The sequence below is a fragment of the Bradyrhizobium sp. AZCC 2176 genome, from assembly GCF_036924645.1.
Taxonomy (GTDB): domain Bacteria; phylum Pseudomonadota; class Alphaproteobacteria; order Rhizobiales; family Xanthobacteraceae; genus Bradyrhizobium.
Map to the genome: position 1 here is coordinate 6,243,933 of NZ_JAZHRX010000001.1, position 25,158 is coordinate 6,269,090.

The window sequence follows — 25,158 nt, forward strand, 5'->3', positions numbered from 1 at the left end:
GTCCGTCGTGGCTGTCGTGCTCGACACGAGTTCTTGCCTTCCGGAACGCCGGCTTGCGGTGTGGCAGGACATCGTCTGCGACACCTTCGTCGGCTTAGACTGCAAATCGGACATGCGCGGCGCGTTCTGGGGCGCGGTGTCGCAATCCAGAATCGGGCAGGTCGCGCTCACCCAGGTCGATTCCACCGCTCAGCGGGTATTCCGCACGCCGTCGCGCATAGCTCGCGCCAGCGAAGATTATGTGCTGATGGCGCTCGGCAACAACGGCGTCAACGGCGTCTTCCAGGACGGCCGCGAGGCCATCGTCGCCGCCGGACAATTCGTCATCTACGACACCACCCGCCCCTACGAGCTGCGCTTCGACGACAGTTTTTCGCAGACGATCTTCCAGATGCCGCGCAAGCTGCTGCAACAGCGCGTCGGCTCGTTCGATGGCTTGACCGCGACCACGTTCGCCGGCGACCGCCCGCTCGAACGGCTGACCTATGATTTCGCACGAAATGTGAGCAGGACGATCGAGCTGGTCGATGCCGCCGCCGCAAGCCGCCTGCTCGACCAGGCGCTCGATCTTCTGGCGATGACGCTAGCGGACAGGCTGCACGCGCGGTTGCCGGTCCAGTCGGTCCACCGGTCGGCGCTGCTCTATCGCCTCAAGAATCATATCCTGACGCATCTCGCCGATCCAGAACTGTCGCTGCCGCGGGCCGCGGCGGCGACAGGAATCTCGCCGCGTTACGCCAGCGATCTGATGGCCGCCGAACAAACCTCGTTCCGCAGCTACGTCCAGACGCAGCGGCTGGAACGCTGCAAGCGCGACCTCACCGATCCCGCGCATCAGGCCCGGCACATCGGCGAGATCGCCTTCGCATGGGGCTTTAACGACCTCGCCCACTTCAGCCGTATCTTCAAGCAGCGCTTTGGCGTCTCGCCGCGCGAATGGCGCGAGCAGCCGGGCAAATAGCCTCACGGCCCTCTCCGTCCCACCACGCCACAAGCGTCTGACGCCTCGGCCGTCCACCTGCCAGTTAAGACAAGTTTTCGTTCCGCTGCGGACAAGCGGCGCGCGTCACCACGGCTGTAGGCTCGGGATCAGCGATTGTCGGTCGCCAACGCGAAGGGATTGATGCGATGGGTCTGGTTCATCAGAAATACAAGGTAGCGGTGGTTCAGGCGGCGCCGGTCTTTCTCGACCTCGATGCGACCGTTGACAAGACCATCGCGCTGATCGAGGAAGCTTCCGCGAGGGGTGCGAAGCTGATCGCGTTTCCCGAAACATTCATTCCCGGATATCCGTGGCAGATCTGGCTTGGCGCGCCCGCCTGGGCGATCGGCCGCGGCTTTGTGCAGCGTTACTTCGACAATTCACTAGCCTTCGACAGCCCGCAGGCGGAAAAAATCCGCCAAGCCGTCAAGCGCGCCAAGCTGACCGCGGTGCTCGGGCTGTCCGAGCGCGACGGCGGCAGCCTCTATATCGCGCAATGGCTGATCGGCCCCCACGGCGAGACCATCGCCAAGCGCCGAAAGCTGCGGCCGACCCACGCCGAACGTACCGTGTTCGGTGAAGGCGACGGCAGCGATCTTGCGGTGCACGATCGCGCCGACGTCGGACGGCTCGGCGCACTGTGCTGCTGGGAGCACCTGCAGCCATTGTCCAAATACGCGATGTACGCCCAGAACGAACAAGTGCATGTCGGCGCCTGGCCGAGCTTTTCGCTGTACGATCCGTTCGCGCATGCGCTCGGCCATGAGGTCAACAACGCCGCCAGCAAGGTCTATGCGGTCGAAGGCTCGTGCTTCTTCCTGGGCCCTTGCGCGGTCGTCTCGCAGGCGATGATCGATGAGCTCTGCGACTCCCCCGAGAAACACGCCTTCCTGCATGCCGGCGGCGGCCATGCGGTGATCTACGGACCGGACGGCAGTCCACTCGCTGAGAAACTCCCGCCCGACCAGGAAGGCATTCTCTATGCCGATATCGATCTCGGCATGATCGGAGTAGCGAAGAACGCCGCCGATCCGGCCGGCCATTATTCACGGCCCGACGTCACGCGGCTGTTGCTCAACACCACGCGCGCCAACCGCGTCGAGCATTTCTCGCTTCCCGTCGATGCCGAGGTCATGAGCGAAATCAGGCTGCAGGCCTGAGGCGTTTCAATTCTGGCAAGGAGCAGGCCGATGGAATCCGCAATCCCTCCGCATCTGCAAACCGCACGCACGCGTCACCGCCGGGTCGGCGACGATTATGCGCCGCCTTACCCGTCCTTCGTGGCGCGGCATAAACCCAGCGTCACGCGGGTGGTGATGACCTATTTCGGCATCCAGGCGCGCGGCGCGCCATCGGTCGCCGCGGAACAAGCGTTGGCTCGGCTCGCGTCGGATTTCGCAAGCGCGGATGGCCCAACGCACTGGGACCGCGCGAGCTATGTCGACGAGGCCGGTTTCACCAACGTCGTCACGGTGGCTTACTGGGACGACCGGCAAACATTCGATCGCTGGTTTCCCGCCGCCAGGGAGCGCTGGACCGGCGAGAAGCCGACCAATAACGGGTTTGGCACCTTCATTGAAGCGCTTTATCCCTCCGTGGAGGATTATGAGACACTGTTCTCTTCCCTCGGCAGGCCCGAAGGCGTCGCCGTCCTCGCCGACGGCATGAGCGGCGAAGTTTTGGAGCACGCCTATTGGGGCGGCATGCGCGACCGCATCGCGTTGTCGCAAACCAGCGAGATGACACCTTCAGGCACCGCCCGCGCGATCCGCGACGGCGCGCGCATCCGGATCATCCCGCATGACAACCTCTGCCTGATCCGGTCGGGACAGGATTGGGGCGATACCGAAGCCGCCGAGCGCAAGATGTATCTCGGCGATGTCGAGCCGGTGCTGCGTGAAGGTATGGATTTTCTGCGCGACCAGGGACGCTCGATCGGCTGTTACGCCAACCGTTACATGACGGTCTTAGGCCCCGACGGCACGGCGATCGAAAAGTCCTACGGCATGAGCTGGTGGAAAAGCCTGTCGGCGCTGGAACGCTGGGCTGAATCGCACCCGACCCATGTCAGGATATTCGGCGCTGCCATGAAGTACCTGTCAATGCTCGGGCCGGCCGCTAAGCTGCGGCTCTACCACGAAGTCACCGTCGCCCGCGCCGACGAACAGCTTTTCGAGTATGTGGATTGTCATCCGCAGACCGGGATGCTGAACGCCGTGCAGACGGTGGACGCAGCCTGAAGCTACAGCACCATCTGCGTCTGGGTCACGATAGCTATCAGCTTGCCGTCCTCGGTCTCCAGCCGCGTCTGCCAGACCTGGGTGCGGCGTCCCCGGTGCACCGGTGTAGCGGTGGCAATCACCGTCGCTCCTTCCTTGGCGCCGCCGATGAAATTGGTCTTGCTCTCGATCGTGGTGGTGCCTTTGGCATCCGCAGGCAGGTTGATGACGGTTGCCGCAGCGCCAACCGAATCCGCGAACGCCATGATCGCGCCACCGTGAATCGTATTCCGCAACGTGCAGAGATCCGGCCTCACCAGCATCTTGGCGACCACCCGATCCATTCCGGCTTCCGTGAAGGTCACGCCCTTCAATTCGGCAAACGGCATCTTCATCGACTGGATTTTTTCGAGCGGCGTCATTCGTCCTCCGGCTTTTCTGAAATCTGTCATACGCGGGCTTGCCGCCTCCGCCAAGGCTTCGGCGGCCGAGTGAGCTCGTGGCCCGGCGAAGCCTTGGCGGAGACGGGACCCGCGTATCCATCCATCTTCCAAGCAGATGTTTTTGAGAGGATGGATTGCCAGGTCAAGCCCCGGCAATGACGTTCCAGGTAATGGCTGCCGTGACAACGCCCCGTTAATTCGGCATATCGTCCGCATGCGCCAGTTCCCACCCCGCCGGATCATTTGCCTGACCGAAGAGACCGTCGAGACGCTATATCTCCTCGGCGAGCAGGACCGCATCGTCGGTGTCTCCGGCTATGCGGTGCGGCCGCCACAGGTCCGCCGCGACAAGCCGCGGGTCGCAGCCTTTATCTCCGCGGACATTCCGAAGATTCTGGCGCTCGAGCCGGATCTCGTGCTGGCTTTCTCCGATCTGCAGGCGAATATAGTCGCCGACCTGGTGCGCGCGGGCGTTGCCATCCACGTTTTCAATCAGCGCGACATAGCGGGCATTTTCGCGATGATCCGCACGCTCGGCGCCATGGTCGGGGCGGCGGAGCGCGCCGATCAGCTTGCAATCAGCTTCGAACAACGCCTCGCGCGCATCGCGGCGACGCCCCGGTCCTCGCCCAAGCCAAAAGTCTATTTCGAGGAATGGGACGATCCGCTGATCTCCGGCATCGGCTGGGTATCCGAACTGATCGAGATCGCCGGCGGCGAGGACGCGTTCCCGAAACTGCGGCTTCAGCGGGCGGCCAAGGACCGGATCATTGCGCCCGATGTGGTGCGCGAGGCGGCCCCCGACGTGATCCTCGCGTCATGGTGCGGCAAGAAGGTCGTGCCGGACCGCATCCGGCAGCGGCCGGGCTGGGGCGATATCCCGGCGGTGCGCAACAACCGCATTGTGGAGATCAAGTCGACGATCATCCTGCAGCCGGGACCAGCGGCGCTGACGGATGGGCTGGATGCGACTGTGAAGGCGTTGTGGCCGGAGACGAATTCGTAGGGTGGGCAAAGGCGCAAAGCGCCGTGCCCACCATTCTAGCGTCCGGTGCAAGCGATGGTGGGCACGCTTCGCTTTGCCCACCCTTCTGTAACGGGCCTCGATTAGTCAATCCCTTTTGCGTTGTCCGCTCGCCGGGGTCTCGCTTCTGTACGGGGTCGGCGCAGGGCCGCCACCTGATGGGGTTGGAAGAGGATAGGTCGACCAATCTACGTTGAGCGTGCTCACGAGGGCAACCTGGTGGGCAACGGCCTGACCTGATCCATCGTCCCGGCGAAGGGACTTCGCTTCGAGAAGGCCTGGTGTCGTGACCCGCCCGAAAACGGTTGCGTCTCTCCTGTCAGGCTGCCGTCGCAGCGGCGTTAAAGGGGGTTCCGTCGGCGAGCATGCGATGCATGATCACCGCGAGCCGGCGCGCCAGCGCCACCTTGGCTTTGCTCATGCCGGCGCGCTTTTTGATCCGCATGGCCCAGCTCTTCAATTGCGAACAGCCTTTGACCGGCTTGGTCAGCATGACGTTGGCGGCCTCGTAAAGCGCCGTGCGCACCGAGGCGTCACCGATCTTGCTGATCCGGCCGGTGTAGTCGGTCTCGCCGGATTGGTGCTTCTTCGGGGTCAACCCGAAATGGGCTCCTGCCTGCTTCGACGATTTGAACCGGGTTGGATCGTCGATGGCGCTGGCATAGGTCAGCGCCACGATCGGGCCGACCGCCGGGACCGACGTCAGCAGCCGCGCTTGCATGTCAGACCGCACCATCCTGCAGGTCTGCTTCTCGAAAGCTGCGAACTCGGTCCGCAGCACCGCCCGCACCGCCAGCAGCGCCTTGGCGATCATCTGCAGGTGCGGGTGGCCGTCCACGAGTTCCTCGATCCGTCCCGCGAACTTCTGCCCGGTCGTCTTGCCAACCTTCAGGCCAAAACCGCGCAGGATCCCGCGCAGGCTGTTCTCCACGTCGAGAAGCTTCGATTGCACCAGCTTGCGCGCCGTCAGCAGCGATCGGGTCTCTTGCGCACTGATCGATTTGCAGTGGACCGGTCGGAACCAGCCCAGCCGCATCAATTGCGCAATCCCTCGCGCGTCGTTGCGATCCGACTTGACCGGCATCGCCTCAAACGCCTTCCGCACGTGCCGCGTCTCCAGCAGCTCAACGGCGAGGCCGGCGGCCTTCATCCCCGCAAACAGCTATTGCGACAGCGGCCCGGCCTCCAGCCCGATCCGCTCAAACTCAAAGCCAGACGACCGGAACCAGGCGATCAGCGCCTCCGGCTCGCTGGCCACCCTGGCCTCGCGCAAAATCTTGCCGCTTGCGTCAACAACACACACGCTCGAGCATTCCAATGACACGTCGATTCCGGCATAGTAGTTCATGGTCGTCTCTCCTCGATGTTTGGAGCGAGGCTCATCCCTCGACTCCGTCACACCATCAATGTGAGGGACGACCGCCCGCCCTCCAAGCAAGCCGCGCGCAGCGCGCCATCAAATAGCGCCGTAGCAAGCGCGGCTTGCTTGGAGGGCAGACTGGGGCCCGTTACCCCATCTACGGCAGCGCGGCTGCTATACCTTCTCCACCCCGCACCATTCTGCGATGAACAGCGCGGTCGCCTTGGTCGACTTCCGCAGCGAGTCCAGCTCGACATATTCGTTGAAGCCGTGCATTGCGGCGCCCGTCGCGCCGAAGCAGAGGCTCGGGATGTTGTAGTTCAGGCCGTAGAACCGCGTATCGGTCAGCGCGGTGAACGCCCGGTCGGGCACCACGCCGCCATAGACGGCGCCGAACGCTTTTGCAAAGGCAGCTTCCGGCTCGGCCGAATTGGTCAATTCATAGCCCTCCGACAAAAAGCCCGACCATTCGACCTGCGGCGGATTGTTGGAAAGAAAGCGATGGTCGCGCGCGGCCGCCGAGACGCAGGCCAAAATCTCCTTCTGGCATTCGGCGATCGACCAGCCCGGCAGCACCGCAATCCGGCAATCGACGTCGCACCAGGCCGGCACGCTGGACGCCCAGTCGCCGCCCTTGATGATGCCGGGATTGAAGTTGAGGGGATGGGCGACCGCCTTGAAGTGACGATCCGCCTTGGCGCGTTCGTTCCACTCTTCTTCGAGCTTCTGCAGCGCGTGGATCAGATGATACGCCGCCATGATCGCATTGGCGCCGGCGCCGGCCTCGAACACGTGCACGGGGAAACCGCGCACCTTCAAGCGAAACCAGATCACGCCGACCTGCGAGCGCACCATCGTTTCGCCGGTCGGCTCCGGGATGAAGCAGGCGTCGGCACGGTAGCCGCGCTGCAAGGTCGAGAGCGCACCGACGCCGGTGCTCTCCTCCTCGATCACGGATTGAAAGTGGATGCGCCCGGTCGGCTTCAGCCCAGCCGCCTTGATCGCATCCAGCGCGTAGAGCGCGCCGATGGTGCCGGATTTCATGTCGCAAGCACCGCGGCCGTACATCTTGCCGTCCTTGATGACCGGCGAGAATGGCGGCGTCTCCCACATGTCGAGTGGTCCTGCCGGAACGACGTCGCAGTGGCCCTGCAGGATCAGCGATTTGCCTGAATTGTTCGTAGGACGGTAGGTGCCGACCACCGTGCGGGCCTTCGAGAAATCATGCTCGATCGGGCCGAAGCCGCGCAGATCCTTCAAATCCCCGACGTCGATATGCCAATCGTCGACTTCATAGCCGCGCTGGCGCAGGAGATCGCCGATCATGTCCTGGCACGGCCCTTCGGCACCGCGGGTCGAAGGGATAGCAACGAAATCCCGTGTCGTCGCCAGTTGCGCATCAAAGCCGGCGTCGACGGCGTCGAGGATTTTTTGTTGCGTATCGGTCATCATGCGGCAGCTCCAGTCGCGAATTCAAAGAGATCGGGAGTGCGCACCCTACCCCGATCTCAGCCGCCTGCGTAATGCGCAAAATGCGCATCCCGCAATGCATCTTCGAGCAGGCGGCCTTCCGAGTAGCCGCGCAGCGACGCCGGGCGCTCGACGCCATTGAGCAGCCGCGGACAAGGTTCGGGCGCGCCCAGCACGGTACGCACCGGAATGCGCTCGGCATAAACAGGCAATTCGTAGTCCTCGTCGTCGTCGGCGACACCCTTCGACCTGATCTTGGCGGATGCCTGCTCGATTTCCATCGCAATCACTGAAGTCGCCTTGATTTCCTGCACCGTGCTTTGCCGCAGGCTCGCGGTCCGATCAGGAAAGAAGCGGTCGATCATGGCGACCAGCGCGCGCTGCTTCTCGGCTTCGTCGGTGACGAGGTAGGCGGTGCCGAACGCCATCACCGCGCGGTAATCCGCCGAATGATTGAAGCCACAGCGCGCCAGCACCAGGCTGTCGAGGTGCGCAACCGTGAGGCAGACCTGCTGGCCGCCGGACTGGTTTCGCAGCATCCGGCTGGCGCTGCTGCCGTGCCAGTACAGCCTGCGTGCCTCCCGCCAGAAGAAGGTCGGCGTGCAATAGGGCTGGCCGTCAATCACATAGGAAACGTGGCACAGCATCGACGCATCCAGCAGATCATGGACCGTGGCGTGATCGTAGAAGCCGCGATCATGGCGTCGCTTCACCTGGTTTCGCGACGATAGCGGGTACGCGGTGGTGGTCTCGGCTTCGGTCACGATGGCTCCTGTCGGGATTGGTGGGCAGTCGGAACAGTTGTACCGGCGAATTTGGTCTGCGATAGTGCCAATTCCATGCGAAAAATTCCGACCAATTCCCCGCCGTCGCCGCGCAAGGGCGAGCTTGCGCTCGACCTTTCCGGCCCGCACGTGACGCAGAGCGCCTCCTCGCAGCACAGGCTGTATCAGGCGCTCTGCCACGCGATCACCGGCGGGATCGCAAAACCCGGCGAGCCGCTGCCGCCGTCGCGAGCGCTGGCAAAGCAGACAGGCTTCCGTCGCAACGCCGTCACCTCGGCCTATGAGCGGCTGATCGCGGACGGCTTTGCGGTGGCAACCATCGGCTCCGGCACCTTCGTCGCCGCGCGCATTCCCGCCCGCGTCAACGATATCAGCAAGACCAAGATCGCGATCGAGGCGCCGCAGCGGGGCGCGCTGGCGCTCGGCTGCACGCATATCGATGAAAGAGCGCTGCAGCGCTTCAGGGCGTTTGCCGGCCGGCGTATGCGTGCCTTCGGCACCGAGCATCTGCAATACGGCGACCCCAGGGGCAGCCGCGAGCTCCGCCTTGCGATTGCCGATCACTTGCTATCGGCGCGCGGGCTGCGCTGCGATCCGGACCAGATCATGCTGACATCGGGAACGCAGCACGCGTTGCGGGTCGTGCTCGGCGCGATCCTCAAGCCCGGCGGTCACATCTGGTGCGAGGATCCCGGTTACCCCGCTGCGCGAAAAGCCATCGAGCATTGCGGCCTGCGCCCTGTCTCCGTGCCGGTCGACACCTCAGGCATGATCGTGGCCCGGGGCCGCGCGCTCGCGCCGTCGGCGGGCGCGGCCTACGTCACACCGTCGCACCAGTTTCCGCTCGGCGTGCAGATGTCGATGACGCGGCGGCTGGAATTGCTGGATTGGGCGAGGGATGCCGGCGCCTTCGTGATCGAGGACGATTACGACAGCGAGTTTCGATACGACGGTCCGCCATTGCTGTCGCTCGCCGGGATCGATCACCTCTCGCGCGTCATCTACATGGGCACGTTTGCAAAGACACTGTTTCCCGGATTGCGCATCGGCTACTGCGCGCTGCCCGAGCGCCTCGTCGGGCCGGTAACGACGGCCCGCGCCGCGCTCGACCGCTTTCCCGGCACGCTGCTCGAAGGCGCGGTGGCGGACATGCTCAATTCCGGCGCGTTCGCGGCAAACCTGCGCAAGGTGCGCGGGATCTATCGCGAAGCGCGTGACGTCTTGGCTTCGACCCTGTCGGGGGCATCGGACGGGCTTCTATCGGTACCGGTGCCCTCGCAGGGCCTGCATCTGGTTGCGCGGTTCGATCCGTCGACCGATCCGCTGGTTGCCGCCAAGGCAAAGGCTGAGGCCGGCGTCGCGGGTTGGCTGCTGGCGGAAACCTGTTTTCGCGCGCGCCCGCTGCCGGGATTCGTCCTAGGCTTTGCCGGCCATCCGCTGCCGCAACTGATTGCGTCGGCCGAACGGCTTGCGGAGGCATCGCTGACGGCCTTGCGGACAAACCGCAAAGCAAACAGCGGAACCGGCGTCAGAAGGTTGAAGTCCGCGACATAGCCGTTGCGGCCGGCGCAGCACAGCTCGCACTCTATGAGAATCGCCGCCGCGTCACTAAGCTCGCCGTCCATCATCACGACGGAACTACCGGATGCCCGGCAATCGCAACGTCCTCTACCTCATCATCGGCGTGTTGATCGTCGCAGTCAGTGTGCTCGGCTACAATCTCTATCAAGCCAAAAAGGAGCCCGAGGGCCTGCAGATCAATGTCGGGCCCGATGGGCTGAAGATCAAGACCAAGTGAGCGAGGCTGGAATGATGACGACGAAGGCTGCCCGAACGCTTGCCCTGCCCGCGGGCGTCGCGCTGTGGCTCCTTGCGAGTCCCGCCCTGGCCCAGGTGGTCTCGCGCGAGCAGGATATCATCGACCTGCGGCTCGGCCAGCGCGTTCTCGTCGACGACGGATCGTGCCCGACGGGACAAATCAAGGAAGTCCAGGGCGCGCAGATGACGACCTCAGGCGTGCTGCGCACCCGCAAGTGCATCCAGAGGCTGGGGACGAAGAAGCGATAGCTCTAGAGCATGATCCGGAAAAGTGGGCACCGGTTTTCCGAGAAGATCATGCTCAAATCAAAGAGATAGAGCGGGATGACGATTCGAAGAAAAGTCATCACGCTCTAGAACATGCCGTTGGTGTTGGCGGCCTTCTCCGGAATCTCCTGCACGACGTCCCAGTGCTCGACGATCTTGCCGTTCTCGAGCCTGAAAATGTCGACGATGGCACGGCCGCGGGTACGCTTCTCGCGCACGCTGTGAACGTGCACGATCACGTAGTCGCCGTCCGTAAAGGCACGCTTGATCTCGCTGCGGGAGTCCGGGAATTTCTCACGCAGAAAGCCGAGGAACGCCTTGAAGCCTTCGATGCCGTCGGGGGCCGTCGGATTGTGCTGGATGTAGTGCGGCCCGAAAAACTTCGCGGCGGCGTCGAAATCCTTTCGGTTGAGCGCCGCATCGTAGAATTCGAGCACGGCCTTCTTGTTGGCTTCCTGCGTCGCCGCGTCGGCGGCGAACGCCGGAGATGCGGCTAACGACAGCAGGCCGATCAGACCGATAACAAGAGATCGCATGACAGCTCCTTTGTGCAACCGGCCTCGATTCCAGACCTGTTCTACCAGCTTCCATATCCGCCGACGACCCCGCGCCACAGCGCGTCGCGCTCACGCGCCAAAGTCTCCTTGCCGACGCTGGCATTCTTCGCCACGGCGGTAATGACCATCACCAGCTTGAGTTCGGGATCGACGAAGATCGACTGCCCGTAGACGCCGAGCAGCGCGAACCGCCGCTTCTCGCCCGGAAACAGCCAGAACTGGTAGCCGTAGCCGAAATACGGCGTCGCCTTGCGCGGCGTGAACGGCTCTGGCTGGCGGCGCCAGTCGGTGGCGTCGAGCAGATAGTCCTTCGGCACGATCTGCCTGCCGTCGAGGGCGCCGTCGTTCGCCAGCAAGATTCCAAGGCGGCCATAGTCGCGCAGGATCGCGTTGAAATTCCCCGAGCCGCTTTCAGTGCCGTCCTTTGTCTTCGACCAGGTCGCATCGGCCTCTGCGCCCATCGGCTGCCACAGGCGCGTCGTCAGGTACTCGCTCAGCGAGGTGCCGGTCACCGCGTGCAGCAACAGCGTCAGGGCCACGGTCTGGTTGGACGCATAGTGAAAGCGCGTCCCCTGTTCGACCTCGCGCGTCGTGAAAGCGCGAAGCGCCGCGACCGAGTCCTGCGAGTAGCGGATCTTGTTGAATTTCGCCAGATCGTCCTTGCCGTCATAGACCTCTTGAAACGGCACGCCGGACGCCATCCGCAGCATGTTACGGATCGTCGTCTCGCCATAGGGATTGCCGGCAAGACCAGGCACATATTTGGCGATCGTATCGTCGAGCGATGCGATCTTCTTCTCGGTCAACGCCATGCCGACGGCGAGGCTGACGATCGACTTCGCCATCGAGTGCGAAACAAAACGGTGCTCCGCCTTGCGGTCGTATTGATAGCGCTCGGCCAGCACCTCACCATCCCTGATCAGGAGGAAGCCGGTAACGCGCTGGCGCGCCAGGAAGTCGTCGAGCGAATAGCTCTGCTTGTCGAAGCGATATTCGATCTTCGGTTCGGCTGCAGCCCGAGGAAGCGAGAGCGACGTCGCCGATTTCGCCAGCGTGTAGTGAGGAAGTATCTTGTCGACGTTGCTGAACGACCCAACCCGAACGCTCTCGTCATAATACCAGTTGGCGCGCGAGCCGATCGGGTAGCCGGCCGCCTTCCCCAACAGGTCCTCGTCAGGCGCAGCGCCGGCCGGCAAGCCGAGCACAACGAGCACCGCGCAAGAGAGCAGGAGCAGTCCGGGCTGCATTGGCTGGCTCACAGAGATCCTCGACCGGTCCATTGCTTACAATGGCCGTTACCGGTGTGTCGAGCCCGCGGGCAAAAGGAGATCGGAGCTAAGCGGCGCTGAATTTACGGGTTCTTCGCCGGCTCGAACATGCACTGTAGTGTCGGCCTGGCGATCTTGGTGAAGGTCGGACCGATCTCGGATTGCTTCGACGGCGGCACCCACGCGGTCTCGATCGTCGGCACCCCGGTCTCGCTGATGCCGCGCAGCAGCGCTTCGCGCAAATCGGCATCTTCCACGGTCGCGGCGGCGTAGTCGTGCAGACAGCCGCAAACGCTTTCGGGGTGCGCCCAGCGTCCGACCATATGGGGCGAGCAAAGCCGCACGAACTCGCCGCGCGGATCGGGCACTTTGAACAGGGAACGGAATGAAGTCTGCGGCGGCTGAAGCTGGATCTGGACTTGAGCCTGGGCTTGGGCCGAGCCGTTAAGAAGGAAGAACGACAAGATTGCAGAACAACAGATGCGTAGGAACATACAGGGCCTTTATCGGCGATCTTTTTCCGGAACGTCCACTACGCTCAGTTGGCAGCCACGACCATCGGCTGGGATGCCGGGGTCGCAACCGGCGAGCCACTATAGGCGAAGGTGCCGACGCCCGGCAGGCCCTGGTCGGAGGAACCAGCCATCGAGGGACCAGCCAGAATGAAGGCGAAGGCGAGGATGAAGCTGAGGGTCCGCATCTGACTGTCTCCGGTGCTGTGTGGCCGGCAGCGCCCGCCGTCTCGTTGGCCACCTGATAATTGTCGGCTGTTTCCGGACATCTGCGCCAAAACGGAAAATGGTTTCATCGCGCAGGAGAATTGTTTCATCGGTTCAAGCGGACGAAACAATAGCCAGAAAAATTCAATGAATTCAGTCGCGACGCCCTCACTTCAGATGATCAGGCTGAACGCCGGAAACCGGCCATAGGCGCGGCTTTGGCCCTCCTCCCATGGACGAAAGCGACCTCGTACACCGGCTGACCGGATGAACCGAAGCCCCGTTCCGGCCGACTCAGTCGAACGCCGTGCAACCTTGCGCGCGCTTGTGCGTTGTGACCCCTCCTCAACAAAGGATGGCAGTCGTGGGTAGTGGCAACAACGATGTTGGCAGTGCAACCCCGACCCGCAAACCCGGCGAGCCGGCGGTTGAAAATTCGTCCGTGAGTAACGGCTCCGAACTGCGGATCGATCCTTCCCTGAAGACAGAGCGCCAAGGAAGAGCTCAAGAAAAAGCCTCAAAGGATGCTGTGGGCCTTTGTGGCGCGATGTCGCAGCAAGGCAGCGAATTTCGCGGCAATGTATCGGCGCCGCAAAAATTCGTGCAGCTCGTCGGTTGCCGTGATCGCAAGGCCGGAACCGGCCTGGAGGCCCGTCAATATTCCAATCCGGTCAAACGGTAAGCCCGAAGCTCTCATCCCGGATCCGATCTTGGATCCCGGATCCTGGTTCGCGTCGGACTTACTGGATGAATTCACCGCATTTCTGAATCGCGGCGTCGGCTTGGCCCCAAGGCATGATCGGCACCGAGGACGTTGAGTTTTTGGGTGAACCTTCGATCAGCCTGTCCGAATAGACCATGTAGACCAGCACGTTGCGCTTGGCGTCGCAGCCGCGGACGATCTGCATCTTCTTGAAGAATAGCGAGCGGCGCTGCCGGAACATGTCGTCGCCCTGCTCCAGCTTGTGCTTGAACTTGATGGGGCCGATCTGGCGGCACGCCAGCGAAATATCCGAGACCTCTTCGGCGAGGCCGAGCCAGCCCTTGAAGCCGCCCTTTTCCGGGACCGTGAAGTGACAGGCCACCCCGTCCACCTCGGGGTCGTCGAGGGCGTAGGTCGCGAGCTTGTCGTTGGGGCTCAGCCACTTGAACACGGTCGAACGGCGAAAAATCAGGTCGGGTTCATCCGCGGCCGACGCCGGGCCTGTCTGCCAGAATGTCAGCGCCAGCACCACCAAGGCCAGATTTCTCCACTTATTGTCACACTTAACGATGGCCTTGGATGTCATTGATATCTCCGCTGAAGCGCTCGCCGCCTATGTAGTGCCGGAATGTCGCACAGGAAGGCCGCAGGCGGATTTGACGGAGCGCAAAGGGGCGTGACGCGGCAATCCCTGACGTCCCATTCGGCCGGCGCCGTTTAACGGAATGTGAGGCTTTTTTGCTACGATCGGGGCGAAAAGCGCTGAAATTAGAAGGCTTACGCTAGTGAACGCGTTTTGCCTCTGCGACAACAAATAATTATCGGAAGAGTGGATTCGAGTAACTGGATTTGAGGATTATGCGCGTGAGCGGGCATCGAGTTTTCAGTGCGGATATTGCGGGCGCAACGATTTCCAAACGGCAATTTTGGCAGATGGCGATGTTGACGGCGGCCGGTACCCTTGTCGCCGCGCCCCAGGCAGATGCCGCCACCCTGTTCTACTGGCAGGACTCCGATCCAGGCTATTACCGGCCCGCCCCCGTGGCGCAGCCGCGCAAGCCTAAGGCCCGCCGGCCTTCCGCCAAGAGCGCGGCCGCCATCAAGGAAACCAACGCCAAGCCGCACGGGCCGCTGATCATCGCGGTCTCAATCGAGCAGCAGAAGGTCCGCGTCTACGACGCCAACGGGTTGTTCGCCGAAAGCCCGGTGTCGACGGGCATGAAGGGTCATTCGACCCCGATGGGCGTGTTCAGCATCATCCAGAAGCACAAGATGCACCGCTCCAACATCTACAGCGGCGCGCCGATGCCTTACATGCAGCGCATCACCTGGTCGGGCGTTGCGATGCATGCCGGCGTCTTGCCCGGCTATCCGGCGTCGCACGGCTGCATCCGCATGCCGACGGCGTTCGCGATAAAGATGTGGAATTGGACCAGGATGGGCGCGCGCGTCATCATCACGCCCGGCCAGATCACGCCCGCCAGTTTCTCGCATCCATTGCTGGTGGCGCAGAAGGTCGTGCCGCAGCCTCTCATTGCCAATGATCCGGCGACCGACGCGCCCGCGGTGAAGAGCGACAAGGGCGCGGACGCAGGCCATGCAACCACGCCTGCGAATGCCAATCTTGCGGAGCCGAGCCTGGACCTGCGATCGACCGTCGGTCACGCGGCGCCGTTGCGCGAACGGACCCACACCGCGGATGCCAGTACCGCGCTGCCGGCAATGAACGCCGTCGTGACCATGTCCGACGCAACGCCGTCTGCGGCTGAGGTCCGCCCGGCCGGCGATGCGTCCAACACGGAAGCCAACGCAGACGCGCCGAAATCCGAGCCGGCAGCCAACGCGACTGACGCCGGCGAGCCCACGAAGACCGAAATCTCTGCAAGCGAGAACGCCGAGGACAAGCCCGCCGAGGCGAAAGTCGAAGCCAGCTCGGAAGCGAAATCCGACGCGGTGAACGCCGAGGCCCCCACGGCAGCGATTACCAAGGTCGAGGAAGCCAAGACTCCTGAATCCAAGACTCCCGAATCCAAGGCTCCCGTATCCAAGCCTGCCGGATCCAAGCCTGCTGAAGCCAAGGCCGCTGAAAAGCCCGCCGAGCCCGTCGAGGCGGCCGCCGATGCGCCGGCAGCGCCGGCCGTTGCACCCGACGTGAAGAAGGATACGGCGCGTCTGCCCGGCGCGGCTGCCAAGGCCGAACCGCCGAGGCGTCCCGGCCTGATCGCGGTGTTTGTGAGCCGCAAGGATTCCAAGCTGTATGTCCGCGAGAACTTCAAGCCGCAGTTCGACGTTCCCATCACGATCGCGCCGAGCGACCGGCCGCTGGGCACGCACGTCTTCACCGCCGAGGTCGACAAGAACGATCCCAACCTGTTGCGCTGGTCGGTGATCTCGCTGCCAGTCACAGCCCGCAACGCCGCCCGCACCGACGAGGACGACCGCGCTGCGCGGCGCCGCAAGATGACCGGCGGCGCCCTCGCCGAGGCCAAGCCGCTGCCGAACAGCCCCGCCGAGGCCCTGGACCGCATCACCGTCGCTCCCGAGGCGATCGCCCGGATCGCCGAAGCCCTGACCACCGGCAGCTCGATCCTGGTGTCCGATCACGGCATCAACCAGGGCGGTGAAACCGGCGAAGGCACCGACTTCATCGTACCCCTGCGGTAGACCCCATAACGGCTTGTTGAGCGGCAGCGCCCCGCGCGTTGCGCTATCCTTCGACAGTTGAACCGCTGTCGAGGCTTTTCATGATGGACCGCAGGAGCGTGATATCAGCGGCGCTGGCCGCGATCGCAGCCGTCGCCTCGAACAGGCAATCGCTGGCGCAGGCCGGCATGAGCCGGATCACGGCTTACGCGTTTTCGTTTCCGGGATTGGCCGGCGGCGACATCAGGCTTTCCGAATTTGCCGGCCGGCCGATCCTGATCGTCAACACCGCTTCGCTCTGTGGCTTCACGCCGCAATATGGCGGTTTGCAGGAATTGTGGACCGAGTTTGGCGACCGCGGCCTAATGATCATCGGCGTTCCCTCAAACGATTTCGGCGGCCAGGAGCCGGGCGGCGCGTCCGAAATCGTCGCGACCGCGCAGAACCACCACGTCAGCTTTCCGATCGCCGCGAAGGCCGTCGTCAAGGGACCGACCGCGCATCCATTCTACAAATGGGCGGCAGAGGCGCGGCCGAAGGATGTTCCACGCTGGAACTTCCACAAATACCTGATCGGCCGCGACGGCTATATCGCCGACGTCTTCCCGGAATCCGTCGACCCCGTGGATACACGGGTGAAAACCGCCATCGCGCGGGCACTCGCCGCTTCCTGAATTAACCTGTCCGGTGACAAATCGGCTGGGCGTAACCGCAGCCGTTGCGTTGGCGCGCCCGCTCCAACTAGGCTACTATCTGCTTCGAGGGATGGAGGCAGACCGGACGACGGCAACGCCGCGACCGGGAGCGGGATTCAAATTTAGGGAAAACAAGATGCGTATTGCGGCAGGGTTGATCTTTGCAGGCGCGGTTTCGCTGTTGGCATCAAGCGCGGCGTGGTCGCAGACGCCACCCGTCAAAGGCGCGGCCTCGCCTCCGCAGGCAGCGCCTGCCCCCGCCCCGCCGCCGGCGCCCGTCTCGACCCGTCCGCCATGCAACAATCCCAACGCGCTCGGCATCGGCCGCACCGTCGAGATCGACACGACCGGCGGTCCCGGTTTCGGCTTCGAACATTTCAAGGAGCTCGACTTCCTGCGCGACAAGGAAGTGGTTCTGACCTTTGACGACGGTCCGTGGCCGGTGAATACGCCGTCGGTGCTGAAGACGCTGGCGGAAGAGTGCACCACCGGCATCTTCTTTCCGATCGGAAAGCACGCCACCTATTATCCCGAAATACTCAAACAGGTGATGGCGGCCGGCCACTCCATCGGATCGCACACCTGGTCGCATGCCGCCCTCGTCAACAAGAAGCTGAACGAGCAGCAGCGCAAGGATGAAATCGAAAAAGGATTCAGCGCCGTGAAATGGGCGCTCGGCGGCAAGGCGCCGGCCCCGTTCTTCCGCTTCCCGGCGCTGCAGCACCCGCCGGAGATGGTGACCTATCTCGGCACCCGCAACATCGGAATCTTCTCCTGCGACCTCGATTCCTTCGACTTCAAGGCGAGCAAGCCGCAGACCATCATCGACAACGTGATGCGCAAGGTCGAGAAGAACGGCAAAGGCATCATCCTGATGCACGACTTCCAGAAGCATACCGCCGAAGCCCTGCCCGAGCTCCTGAAGAAGCTGAAGGCAGGCGGCTACAAGGTGGTTGCGATGCGCGCCAAGGCGCCGGTGCAGACCATCGCGCAATATGACGAGGACATCGTCAAGGATCTGAAGCTGCCGACCGTGAGCTCACGTCCGGTCTCCAGCGTCGTGCAGACGATCTCGGAATAACGCGGCGCGACACGTGCCGGCGCTGCGTATCGAAGGTTATGTCATCGTCTCCGCGGACGGCATGCTGGCCGACGCGCGCAACGTCATGCCGGACGAATTGAAGTTCGAGGGCGACAAGGCATTTTTCACCGCCGCCCTCGACCGTGCTGATCTGATCCTGCATGGCCGCAATTCCTACGAGGACCAGCCGAATTCGCCGCGGCGCAGGCGCGTCATCCTGACGCGGAAGGTCGAGGCGATCGCGCCCGATCCATCCAATCCGAACGCCACGCTCTGGAATCCCGCGGGTGCGACCTTCGAAGCTGCCTGCGCGCAGGCAGGCGTGCCTGACGGCGTTGTGGCGATCATCGGCGGCCCCGGCGTATTCGGCATGTTCATGGACCGCTACGACGTGTTCTGGCTCTCGGTCGCGCCGCATGTTCGCTTGCCCGGCGGCGAGCCCTGCTTTCCCGGAGTCCCTGCCCGTACGCCACAGGAAATCCTCACCGCACATGGGCTGCGTGCGGGCGAGGCGCAGACGCTTGATGCAGTGCATGATGTCACCGTCACGCCGTGGCGGCGCAGCGCCTAGAGCGTCATCCTTTCGTACAATCGCCTCGCGGTAAGCCGGCCTCGGCGAGAGATCGCTTGACAGCACGCGGACGCGGTTCCACCCTGAAAAGAAAAAAGACACATATCATCATCGGGAGGACCACAACATGTTGAGGTACGCTTCAACTATGATTGCAGCGGTGACTCTTGGAATGGTCACCGTCTTCACTGCGCCGGTTCACGCTCAAACCGCTCAAAAGCCGCTAGTGCTGAAGGGTCAGTCGACCCACCCCGCATCCTCGAACTTCCATCTCATCTTCAAGCTGTGGGCGGAGACCGTCGAGAAAATGACGGCCGGACGCCTCAAGATCGAGACGCTTCCGGCGGGAGCGATCGTGCCGCCGTTCGAGGTGTTCGATGCCACCTCCAAGAACGTTCTCGATGTCGGCATGGGACCGTTCGGCTACATCCTCGGCCGCAACACCGCGACGATACCGATGTCGCATGGTCCGTTGTACGGCATGGACGGCTCGGACTACTGGGCCTGGTACTATGACGGCGGCGGCATGAAGTTGCTCGACGAGTTCTACCGAGACGTCCTCAAGCTGAACGTCGTCGGCTTCCCGATCCCGACTGACTACCCGCAGGGCATGGGCTGGTTCAAGAAGGAGATCAACAGCCTCGCCGACCTCAAGGGCATGAAGTACCGGATCTACGGCATCGGTGCGGAAACCTACGGCAGGCTCGGCGTATCGGTCGTCACCATTCCGGGCGGCGAGATCGTCCCGGCGATGGAGCGCGGCGTGATCGAGGGCGCCGAGTGGATCAACTGCGAGGAAGACAAAAAGCTCGGCCTCCATCAGGTCGCCAAGCATTACTACACGCCGGGCATGCATGAACCCGTCACCGGCGGCCAGTTGATGATCAACGGCGACGTCTGGAAGAAGCTTACGCCGGACTTGCAGGAGATCATCAAGGTGGCGAGCGTCTACGCAACGACGCAGCGTAACTTCGCCCTCAACCGAGAGACGGCGCAGGCTTGCCAGGACCTGATCAAAGGGGGCGTGCAGATGCATCGTACGCCCGACGAGATCCTGACCAACTTCCTCGACGAGTGGGAGAAGATCCAGGCCGAACACGCGGCGAAGAATCCCTTCTACAGGAAGGTTATCGACAGCCAGAAGGCCTACGCCGAACAGATCGTGCCGTTCAAGCTCTCCTGGTTCCCGCCGTACAACTTCGCCGGCGAATACTACTGGAAGAACAAGATCTATCTGACCAAGAAGTGATCTCTCGCACGTAGCTGAGCTGCTGGCGTCCGCACGGCCGGACGCCGGCACCGCACTGCCTGAAGAGGAGCGATCATGTCGTCGAACACCACAAGTGCCTCGGCCCCCGGCCATCCAGGCGGCGAGTTCCCACGCGCGTTCTACGCGATCATTCGCGTGATCGATCGCTTTACGGACGTCACCGGCAAGCTGATCGCCATGGCGATGCTGTTTCTGGTCGTGACGATCTCCTACGAGGTCGTCATGCGCTACGGGTTCGGCGCACCGACCATTTGGGTCTATGAATCAAGCTTCATGGTCAACGGCGCGGCCTTCATGCTCGGATCCGGATATGCGCTGTTGAAGGGCGCGCATGTTCGCACCGACATCTATTGGGAGAACTACTCGGAGCGGACAAAAGGCATCGTCGACCTGATCTCATACCTGTGCCTTTTCTATCCGGCCATGCTCATTTTCATGCTGATCAGCATAGACGACGCCTGGCATTCCTACGAGACCGGCGAACGATCGCAGGAAAGCGTGTGGCGCGCGATCATGTGGCCTTTCCGGGCCACGATCCCGCTGGCGGCCCTTCTTCTCATGATCCAGGGCGTGTCCGAGGTCCTGAAGTGCTGGTACCAGGTCCAGTTCGGACGCGAGTTCGAGCACAAGGAAAAGATTGAGATATGACGGGCCTCGAACTCCTCGGACTTGCCATGCTCCTCGTAATGCTGGGAGCCATCTTCATCGGCCTGCCGATCAGCTTCACGCTGCTGTTCCTAGCGCTGATGTTCGGCTATGCCGGCATGGGTGAGCGCGTCTTCAACCTCGCCTATCTGCAGACCATCGGCCTGATGAAGCAGGACGAACTCGTCGCAGTGCCGATGTTCGTTCTGATGGGATTCATCTGCGACCAGGCCGGACTCATGGAGCGGCTGTTCAAGGCGTTCCGCGATCTGTTCGCGCCGCTCAAGGGCGCGCTCTATGTGGTCGTCATTCTCACGGCGACGCTGTTCGGCATCGCCGCCGGAACTGTCGGCGCAACCGTCGCGCTGCTCGGCATCATGGCCGGGCCGATGATGATCCGCTCCGGCTACGATGTGCGGATGTCGGCCGGCGCCATCGCCGCGGGAGGCACGCTCGGCATCCTGATTCCGCCGTCCGTGATGCTGGTCGTGATGGCACCCGTGCTCGATATCTCGATCATAGATCTCTATGCAGCCGCGTTCGGCCCGGGCTTCCTGTTGTCCGCGATGTTCATCGCCTACACCCTGATCCGCTGCCACTTCAATCCCAAGCTCGGCCCGCCGGTGCCGGTCGAGGAACGGCCGGATTCGATGCGGATCGTATTGTGGGAATGCCTGGTCGGCCTCGTGCCGGTGACTGTGCTGACGCTCGTGACACTCGGCGCCATTCTCGCCGGCATCACGACGGCCGCGGAAGCGGCGGCCTTCGGTGCACTCGGCGCGATCCTGCTCGTCATTGCCTATGGCAAGTTCACATGGCGAGGATTGCTGGATGCCTGTTACGCCACGCTGGCGACGACAAGCATGGTGCTATTGCTTGCGGTAGCCTCCAACGTGTTCGGCGCCGTGTTCGCGTGGCTCGGCACGGCGACCTGGATGACCAACGCCCTGCTGGCTTCGCCGCTGCCTTCCTGGGGCACGATGTCCCTGCTCCTCACCCTGATATTCCTGCTCGGCTGGCCGTTCGAATGGCCGGCCATCGTCTTCATCTTCCTGCCGATGCTGGCGCCCGTGGCCAAGGGCCTCGGCTATGACATGGTCTGGTTCGGCTGCATCGTCGCTGTCGTGCTGCAAACCGCGTTCCTGTCTCCACCAGTCGCCATGTCGGCCTACTATCTCAAGCAGGTCGTCAAGGAATGGAACCTGCGGCTGATCTACCGCGGCATGGCCGACTTCATGGTGCTCCAGTGCGCCTGTGTGGCGCTGGTGCTGATCTTCCCGGCCATCGCGATGTGGTTCCCGCAGTGGCTGCAGGCGCGCAGAGTGGCGGAACGCAACGCGCAGATCGAGTACGTCGCGCCGCCGCCGACCGCCGCCGCGGCCCTTGACGGTTCACGTGTTGCCGTTCGGAATTTCTGACTTCGTCTGAAGCCGCCGCTACCGAATTCAGATGTCCCCGTAGGCCGGTTCATTCGGTCGCGGACCCTTGCCGTAGCCTGCGATCATGAACAGCGCGCCGATGATCGACAGGTTCTTCAGGGCATCGATCAGCGTCTTGGCATTTTCGGGCGCCGGCTGATTCCAGAAATCGTGGAAGTAGAAGGTTGTCGCCAGCACGAAGAAGATCAGCAGAATCGCGAAGAAGCGCGCGCCGAAATTGACCGCGATCATCAGACCCGCGAGGATCTCGAAGCCGCCAACGCCCATCGCCAGCAGTTGCGGCATCGGCATGCCCGTCATGGTTTCGAGCTGCGAGGTATAGGGCGCCAGTACCGCCGGGATGGTTATCTTGGTTGCGATGAAGTCGGCCGTCTGCTGAATCGCGAAGAGCTTGGTCGCTCCCGTGTACATGAAGAGGACGGCGAACAGGACTCGCCCGAAGGTAACTAACGCTGGCATGGGATCGGCCTCACTGAATGGCATGCAAAGGTTGCAGGCGGCGCGAAACGATTATGGGCGTTTCGCCTCCGCTTTTCAAACGCTCAAATCGAAACCATCCGCGCAGTAGCCTGCGCAGGCTTAACCTGACCTTCTGATAGAAGCAGAACCAAGGCCCCTTTTTTGATCATAGCGTTTTTCAAGCGGACGATAGCGGTCCACGTGAAGAAAACGCGCCAGAACAAAAGGCTAGATCCCCGTTTTGATTCAATCTGAACCGGGATCTACCCGAACAAGGTCGGCTGCTGGCGGCCGGCACGCTCCTGGGCTTCGACGGCGGCAACCGCCGTCATGTTGAGGACGCCGCGCGCCGTCACGCCCGGGGTTAGAATGTGCGCGGGACGCGCCGGCCCGATCAGGATCGGCCCGACCGGCAGCGCATCCGCCAGCGTCTTGATCATCTGGTAGGCGACGTTGGCGGTGTCGAGGTTCGGCATGATCAGGATGTTGGCGTCGCCTTCCAGGTTGGAATGCGGCAGCACGAGCTTGCGCGCCGCGGCAGAAAGCGCGGTATCGCCCTGCATCTCGCCGTCGGCCTCGATCTCCGGATGCTTTTCCTTCAGCAGCGCGGTGGCACGGCGCATCTTGCGCGAGGAATCCGTATCATAACTGCCGAAGTCGGAATGTGACACGAAGGCGACGCGCGGCTTCATGTTGAACCGCTGCACATGGTTTGCCGCCAGCGACGCCACCTCCGCGAGTTCCTCGGCGCTCGGGTTCGGGCGCACCTGGGTGTCGGCGATGAAATAGGACCCCTTGGTGGTGATCATCATCGACAGCGCTGCGAAATCGCTGACACCGGGCAGGAAGCCGACGATCTCGCGGACATGGCGCAGATGGCTCATGTAGCGGCCTTCGACGCCGCAGATCATGGCATCGGCCTCGCCGCGGACCACCGCAAGGGCTGCGATCACGGTGTTGTTGGTGCGGACCACGGTACGAGCGGCCTCAGGCGTGACTCCGCGCCGTCCGGCCACGTCGATATAGGTCTGCACATACGAGCGATAGCGCGGATCGTCCTCGGGATTGACGAGGTCGAAATCCTTGCCCGCCTTGATCGAGAGACCAAACCGCTTGAGCCTTGCCTCGACGACCGAGGGCCGCCCCACCAAAATCGGCCGCGCCAGTTTCTCTTCGAGCACGACCTGCGTCGCGCGCAGCACGCGCTCGTCCTCGCCCTCGGCATAGATCACGCGAACCGGCTGGGTCTTGGCTTTCGCGAAGACCGGCTTCATGACGAGGCCGGAGCGGAACGCAAAGCGTTCGAGCAGCGCGGTATATTCGTCGAAATTCTTGATCGGGCGCGTCGCCACGCCGGATTCCATCGCAGCTTTCGCCACCGCCGGCGCGATGCGCAGGATCAGCCGCGGATCGAACGGACTCGGGATCAGCGAGCCCGGCCCGAAGCCTTGCGTCTCGCCGCTGTCAAACCCGCGCGCCACCGCATCCGACGGCGGATCGCGCGCAAGCTGCGCGATCGCCTCGACGGCGGCATGTTTCATTTCCTCGTTGATCCCGGTAGCGCCGACGTCGAGCGCGCCGCGGAAGATGAACGGGAAGCACAGGACGTTGTTGACCTGGTTCGGGAAATCGGACCGCCCGGTGCAGATCATCGCGTCGGGGCGCGCCTTGCGCGCTTCGTCCGGCATGATTTCCGGGTTCGGATTCGCCAGCGCCATCACCAGCGGCTGGTCCGCCATCGACTGGACCATCTCGGGCTTAAGCACATTGGGCGCGGAAACCCCCAGGAAGATATCGGCGCCGCCGATCACGTCCGCCAGCACGCGCGCGTTCGTCTTCTGCGCATAGACCGCCTTCCAGCGGTCCATCAGCGTGTTGCGGCCCTCATGCACCACGCCGTCGATGTCGCAGACCCAGATGTTCTTGCGCTGCGCGCCCATCGACACCAAAAGGTTGAGGCACGCGATCGCCGCCGCACCGGCGCCCGAACAGACGATCTTCACATCGGCCAGCTTCTTGCCGTTCAACAGCAACGCATTGACGATGGCGGCTCCGACGATGATGGCCGTGCCATGCTGATCGTCGTGGAACACCGGGATCTTCATGCGCTCCTTGAGCTGCGCCTCGATCTCAAAACACTCCGGTCCCTTGATGTCCTCCAGATTGATGCCGCCGAAGGTCGGCTCCAGCGCGGCCACCGTCTCGACCACACGCTCGATGGTGTCGGCGGCGATTTCGATGTCGAAAACGTCGATCCCGGCGAACTTCTTGAACAGGACCGCCTTGCCTTCCATCACGGGCTTCGAGGCCAGGGGACCGATATTGCCCAGCCCCAACACCGCGGTACCGTTGGAGACCACGGCAACCAGGTTGGCCCGGGAGGTCAGCGACGCCGCTTCGGCCGGATTGTTGGCGATTTCGGTGCAGGCCGCAGCAACGCCCGGCGAATAGGCCAGGGCGAGGTCGCGCTGGTTGGCGAGTGGCTTGGTCGCCTGGATCTCGAGTTTACCGGGCCTCGGCAGCCGATGGTACGCCAGCGCCGCAGAACGCAGATCTTCAGAATAGGACGACATATAGGCTCCCGCGTTTCCGGTCCCGAACTCTTGTCTTATTGATACTTCCAGATCAGGGTCAGTTTTCCGGCAAAATGAGGGGGATGTGAAGCACGGGCGACCACTTGGATGCAACATCCGAGAACGCCGCCGTCAACAGGGGCTCATCGACGGAGGGCGGCAAATCC

At 63.0% G+C, this 25,158-nt stretch carries 25 protein-coding genes and 1 pseudogene; 15 read left to right on the top strand and 11 right to left on the bottom strand.

Translation table 11 applies throughout. The features are described 5' to 3' along the window. The first annotated feature begins 7 nt into the window (after positions 1-7). The 3 genes from V1288_RS29515 to V1288_RS29525 all read left to right on the top strand — a co-directional run bounded on the left by V1288_RS29515 (position 8) and on the right by V1288_RS29525 (position 3,222). A complete protein-coding gene (locus tag V1288_RS29515) occupies positions 8-961 on the top strand; it encodes a helix-turn-helix domain-containing protein (RefSeq protein ID WP_334360370.1) in 954 nt (317 codons plus the stop codon). Between the two features lie 167 nt (positions 962-1,128). Then, entirely contained in the window at positions 1,129-2,142 is a 1,014-nt protein-coding gene (locus V1288_RS29520) for a carbon-nitrogen hydrolase family protein (protein WP_334360371.1), read from the top strand. Positions 2,143-2,172: 30 nt separating this feature from the next. Then, the gene (locus V1288_RS29525; protein ID WP_334360372.1) at positions 2,173-3,222 is read left to right on the top strand and encodes a phenylacetaldoxime dehydratase family protein; all 1,050 of its coding nucleotides are present in this window, start codon (positions 2,173-2,175) and stop codon (positions 3,220-3,222) included. 2 nt (positions 3,223-3,224) lie between these two features. On the opposite strand, the gene V1288_RS29530 is transcribed toward V1288_RS29525, so the two are convergent. Beyond that, positions 3,225-3,623, bottom strand: coding sequence for a PaaI family thioesterase (locus tag V1288_RS29530; protein WP_334360373.1), 399 nt, complete (start codon positions 3,621-3,623; stop codon positions 3,225-3,227). Positions 3,624-3,858: 235 nt separating this feature from the next. Here V1288_RS29530 and V1288_RS29535 point away from each other — a divergent pair, with 235 nt between their 5' ends. Further along, positions 3,859-4,650 (top strand): cobalamin-binding protein, encoded by a 792-nt coding sequence (locus V1288_RS29535; RefSeq protein WP_334360374.1) that lies wholly within the window; start codon positions 3,859-3,861, stop codon positions 4,648-4,650. A 337-nt stretch (positions 4,651-4,987) separates the two neighbouring features. Here the strand turns inward: V1288_RS29535 and V1288_RS29540 are convergent. From V1288_RS29540 to V1288_RS29550, 3 genes and pseudogenes are all read right to left on the bottom strand, one after another. After that, positions 4,988-6,016: pseudogene (locus V1288_RS29540) on the bottom strand (IS110 family transposase). Between the two features lie 186 nt (positions 6,017-6,202). Beyond that, the gene (locus V1288_RS29545; protein WP_334360375.1) at positions 6,203-7,480 is read right to left on the bottom strand and encodes an ArgE/DapE family deacylase; all 1,278 of its coding nucleotides are present in this window, start codon (positions 7,478-7,480) and stop codon (positions 6,203-6,205) included. 56 nt (positions 7,481-7,536) lie between these two features. Next, positions 7,537-8,262 carry a pyridoxamine 5'-phosphate oxidase family protein gene (locus V1288_RS29550; RefSeq protein ID WP_334360376.1) on the bottom strand — a complete coding sequence of 242 codons (726 nt, stop codon included), beginning with the start codon at positions 8,260-8,262 and terminating at the stop codon, positions 7,537-7,539. Between the two features lie 75 nt (positions 8,263-8,337). Between V1288_RS29550 and pdxR the strand changes: the two genes are divergently transcribed. The 3 genes from pdxR to V1288_RS29565 all read left to right on the top strand — a co-directional run bounded on the left by pdxR (position 8,338) and on the right by V1288_RS29565 (position 10,350). Beyond that, positions 8,338-9,837 carry a MocR-like pyridoxine biosynthesis transcription factor PdxR gene (gene pdxR / locus V1288_RS29555; protein WP_334360377.1) on the top strand — a complete coding sequence of 500 codons (1,500 nt, stop codon included), beginning with the start codon at positions 8,338-8,340 and terminating at the stop codon, positions 9,835-9,837. 91 nt (positions 9,838-9,928) lie between these two features. Then, positions 9,929-10,081, top strand: coding sequence for a hypothetical protein (locus tag V1288_RS29560; protein WP_334360378.1), 153 nt, complete (start codon positions 9,929-9,931; stop codon positions 10,079-10,081). An 11-nt stretch (positions 10,082-10,092) separates the two neighbouring features. Beyond that, the gene (locus V1288_RS29565; RefSeq protein ID WP_442893872.1) at positions 10,093-10,350 is read left to right on the top strand and encodes a DUF6719 family protein; all 258 of its coding nucleotides are present in this window, start codon (positions 10,093-10,095) and stop codon (positions 10,348-10,350) included. 104 nt (positions 10,351-10,454) lie between these two features. Here V1288_RS29565 and V1288_RS29570 read toward each other — a convergent pair whose 3' ends face one another. The 4 genes from V1288_RS29570 to V1288_RS29585 form a co-directional block, all read right to left on the bottom strand. Further along, positions 10,455-10,904 carry a nuclear transport factor 2 family protein gene (locus V1288_RS29570; protein ID WP_334360379.1) on the bottom strand — a complete coding sequence of 150 codons (450 nt, stop codon included), beginning with the start codon at positions 10,902-10,904 and terminating at the stop codon, positions 10,455-10,457. A gap of 41 nt (positions 10,905-10,945) precedes the next feature. Beyond that, the gene (locus V1288_RS29575; RefSeq protein WP_334360380.1) at positions 10,946-12,184 is read right to left on the bottom strand and encodes a serine hydrolase domain-containing protein; all 1,239 of its coding nucleotides are present in this window, start codon (positions 12,182-12,184) and stop codon (positions 10,946-10,948) included. 92 nt (positions 12,185-12,276) lie between these two features. Next, positions 12,277-12,687 (bottom strand): hypothetical protein, encoded by a 411-nt coding sequence (locus V1288_RS29580; protein WP_334360381.1) that lies wholly within the window; start codon positions 12,685-12,687, stop codon positions 12,277-12,279. 44 nt (positions 12,688-12,731) lie between these two features. After that, positions 12,732-12,893: a hypothetical protein gene (locus V1288_RS29585; protein WP_334360382.1), complete on the bottom strand. Its 162-nt coding sequence runs from the start codon at positions 12,891-12,893 to the stop codon at positions 12,732-12,734. A gap of 383 nt (positions 12,894-13,276) precedes the next feature. On the opposite strand from V1288_RS29585, the gene V1288_RS29590 reads away from it, so the two are divergent. After that, positions 13,277-13,594, top strand: coding sequence for a hypothetical protein (locus V1288_RS29590; protein ID WP_334360383.1), 318 nt, complete (start codon positions 13,277-13,279; stop codon positions 13,592-13,594). A gap of 58 nt (positions 13,595-13,652) precedes the next feature. On the opposite strand, the gene V1288_RS29595 is transcribed toward V1288_RS29590, so the two are convergent. Next, positions 13,653-14,201 carry a CreA family protein gene (locus V1288_RS29595; protein ID WP_334360384.1) on the bottom strand — a complete coding sequence of 183 codons (549 nt, stop codon included), beginning with the start codon at positions 14,199-14,201 and terminating at the stop codon, positions 13,653-13,655. 353 nt (positions 14,202-14,554) lie between these two features. On the opposite strand from V1288_RS29595, the gene V1288_RS29600 reads away from it, so the two are divergent. The 7 genes from V1288_RS29600 to V1288_RS29630 all read left to right on the top strand — a co-directional run bounded on the left by V1288_RS29600 (position 14,555) and on the right by V1288_RS29630 (position 21,938). Continuing rightward, positions 14,555-16,279, top strand: coding sequence for a L,D-transpeptidase (locus V1288_RS29600; protein ID WP_334360385.1), 1,725 nt, complete (start codon positions 14,555-14,557; stop codon positions 16,277-16,279). Between the two features lie 80 nt (positions 16,280-16,359). After that, positions 16,360-16,932, top strand: a complete 573-nt coding sequence (locus V1288_RS29605; protein WP_334360386.1) for a glutathione peroxidase — start codon at positions 16,360-16,362, stop codon at positions 16,930-16,932. A gap of 157 nt (positions 16,933-17,089) precedes the next feature. Beyond that, positions 17,090-18,034 (top strand): polysaccharide deacetylase family protein, encoded by a 945-nt coding sequence (locus V1288_RS29610; protein WP_334360387.1) that lies wholly within the window; start codon positions 17,090-17,092, stop codon positions 18,032-18,034. 61 nt (positions 18,035-18,095) lie between these two features. Continuing rightward, positions 18,096-18,605: a dihydrofolate reductase gene (locus tag V1288_RS29615; RefSeq protein ID WP_334361436.1), complete on the top strand. Its 510-nt coding sequence runs from the start codon at positions 18,096-18,098 to the stop codon at positions 18,603-18,605. A gap of 172 nt (positions 18,606-18,777) precedes the next feature. Beyond that, positions 18,778-19,854 (top strand): TRAP transporter substrate-binding protein, encoded by a 1,077-nt coding sequence (locus V1288_RS29620; protein WP_334360388.1) that lies wholly within the window; start codon positions 18,778-18,780, stop codon positions 19,852-19,854. A gap of 75 nt (positions 19,855-19,929) precedes the next feature. After that, positions 19,930-20,523, top strand: coding sequence for a TRAP transporter small permease subunit (locus tag V1288_RS29625; RefSeq protein WP_334360389.1), 594 nt, complete (start codon positions 19,930-19,932; stop codon positions 20,521-20,523). Beyond that, positions 20,520-21,938, top strand: a complete 1,419-nt coding sequence (locus V1288_RS29630) for a TRAP transporter large permease (RefSeq protein ID WP_334360390.1) — start codon at positions 20,520-20,522, stop codon at positions 21,936-21,938. The genes V1288_RS29625 and V1288_RS29630 overlap by 4 nt, the downstream gene beginning before the upstream one ends. Positions 21,939-21,965: 27 nt before the next feature. On the opposite strand, the gene V1288_RS29635 is transcribed toward V1288_RS29630, so the two are convergent. Next, entirely contained in the window at positions 21,966-22,418 is a 453-nt protein-coding gene (locus tag V1288_RS29635; RefSeq protein WP_334360391.1) for a DoxX family protein, read from the bottom strand. Positions 22,419-22,681: 263 nt separating this feature from the next. Continuing rightward, entirely contained in the window at positions 22,682-24,991 is a 2,310-nt protein-coding gene (locus V1288_RS29640; RefSeq protein ID WP_334360392.1) for an NADP-dependent malic enzyme, read from the bottom strand. Positions 24,992-25,158 lie beyond the last annotated feature (167 nt).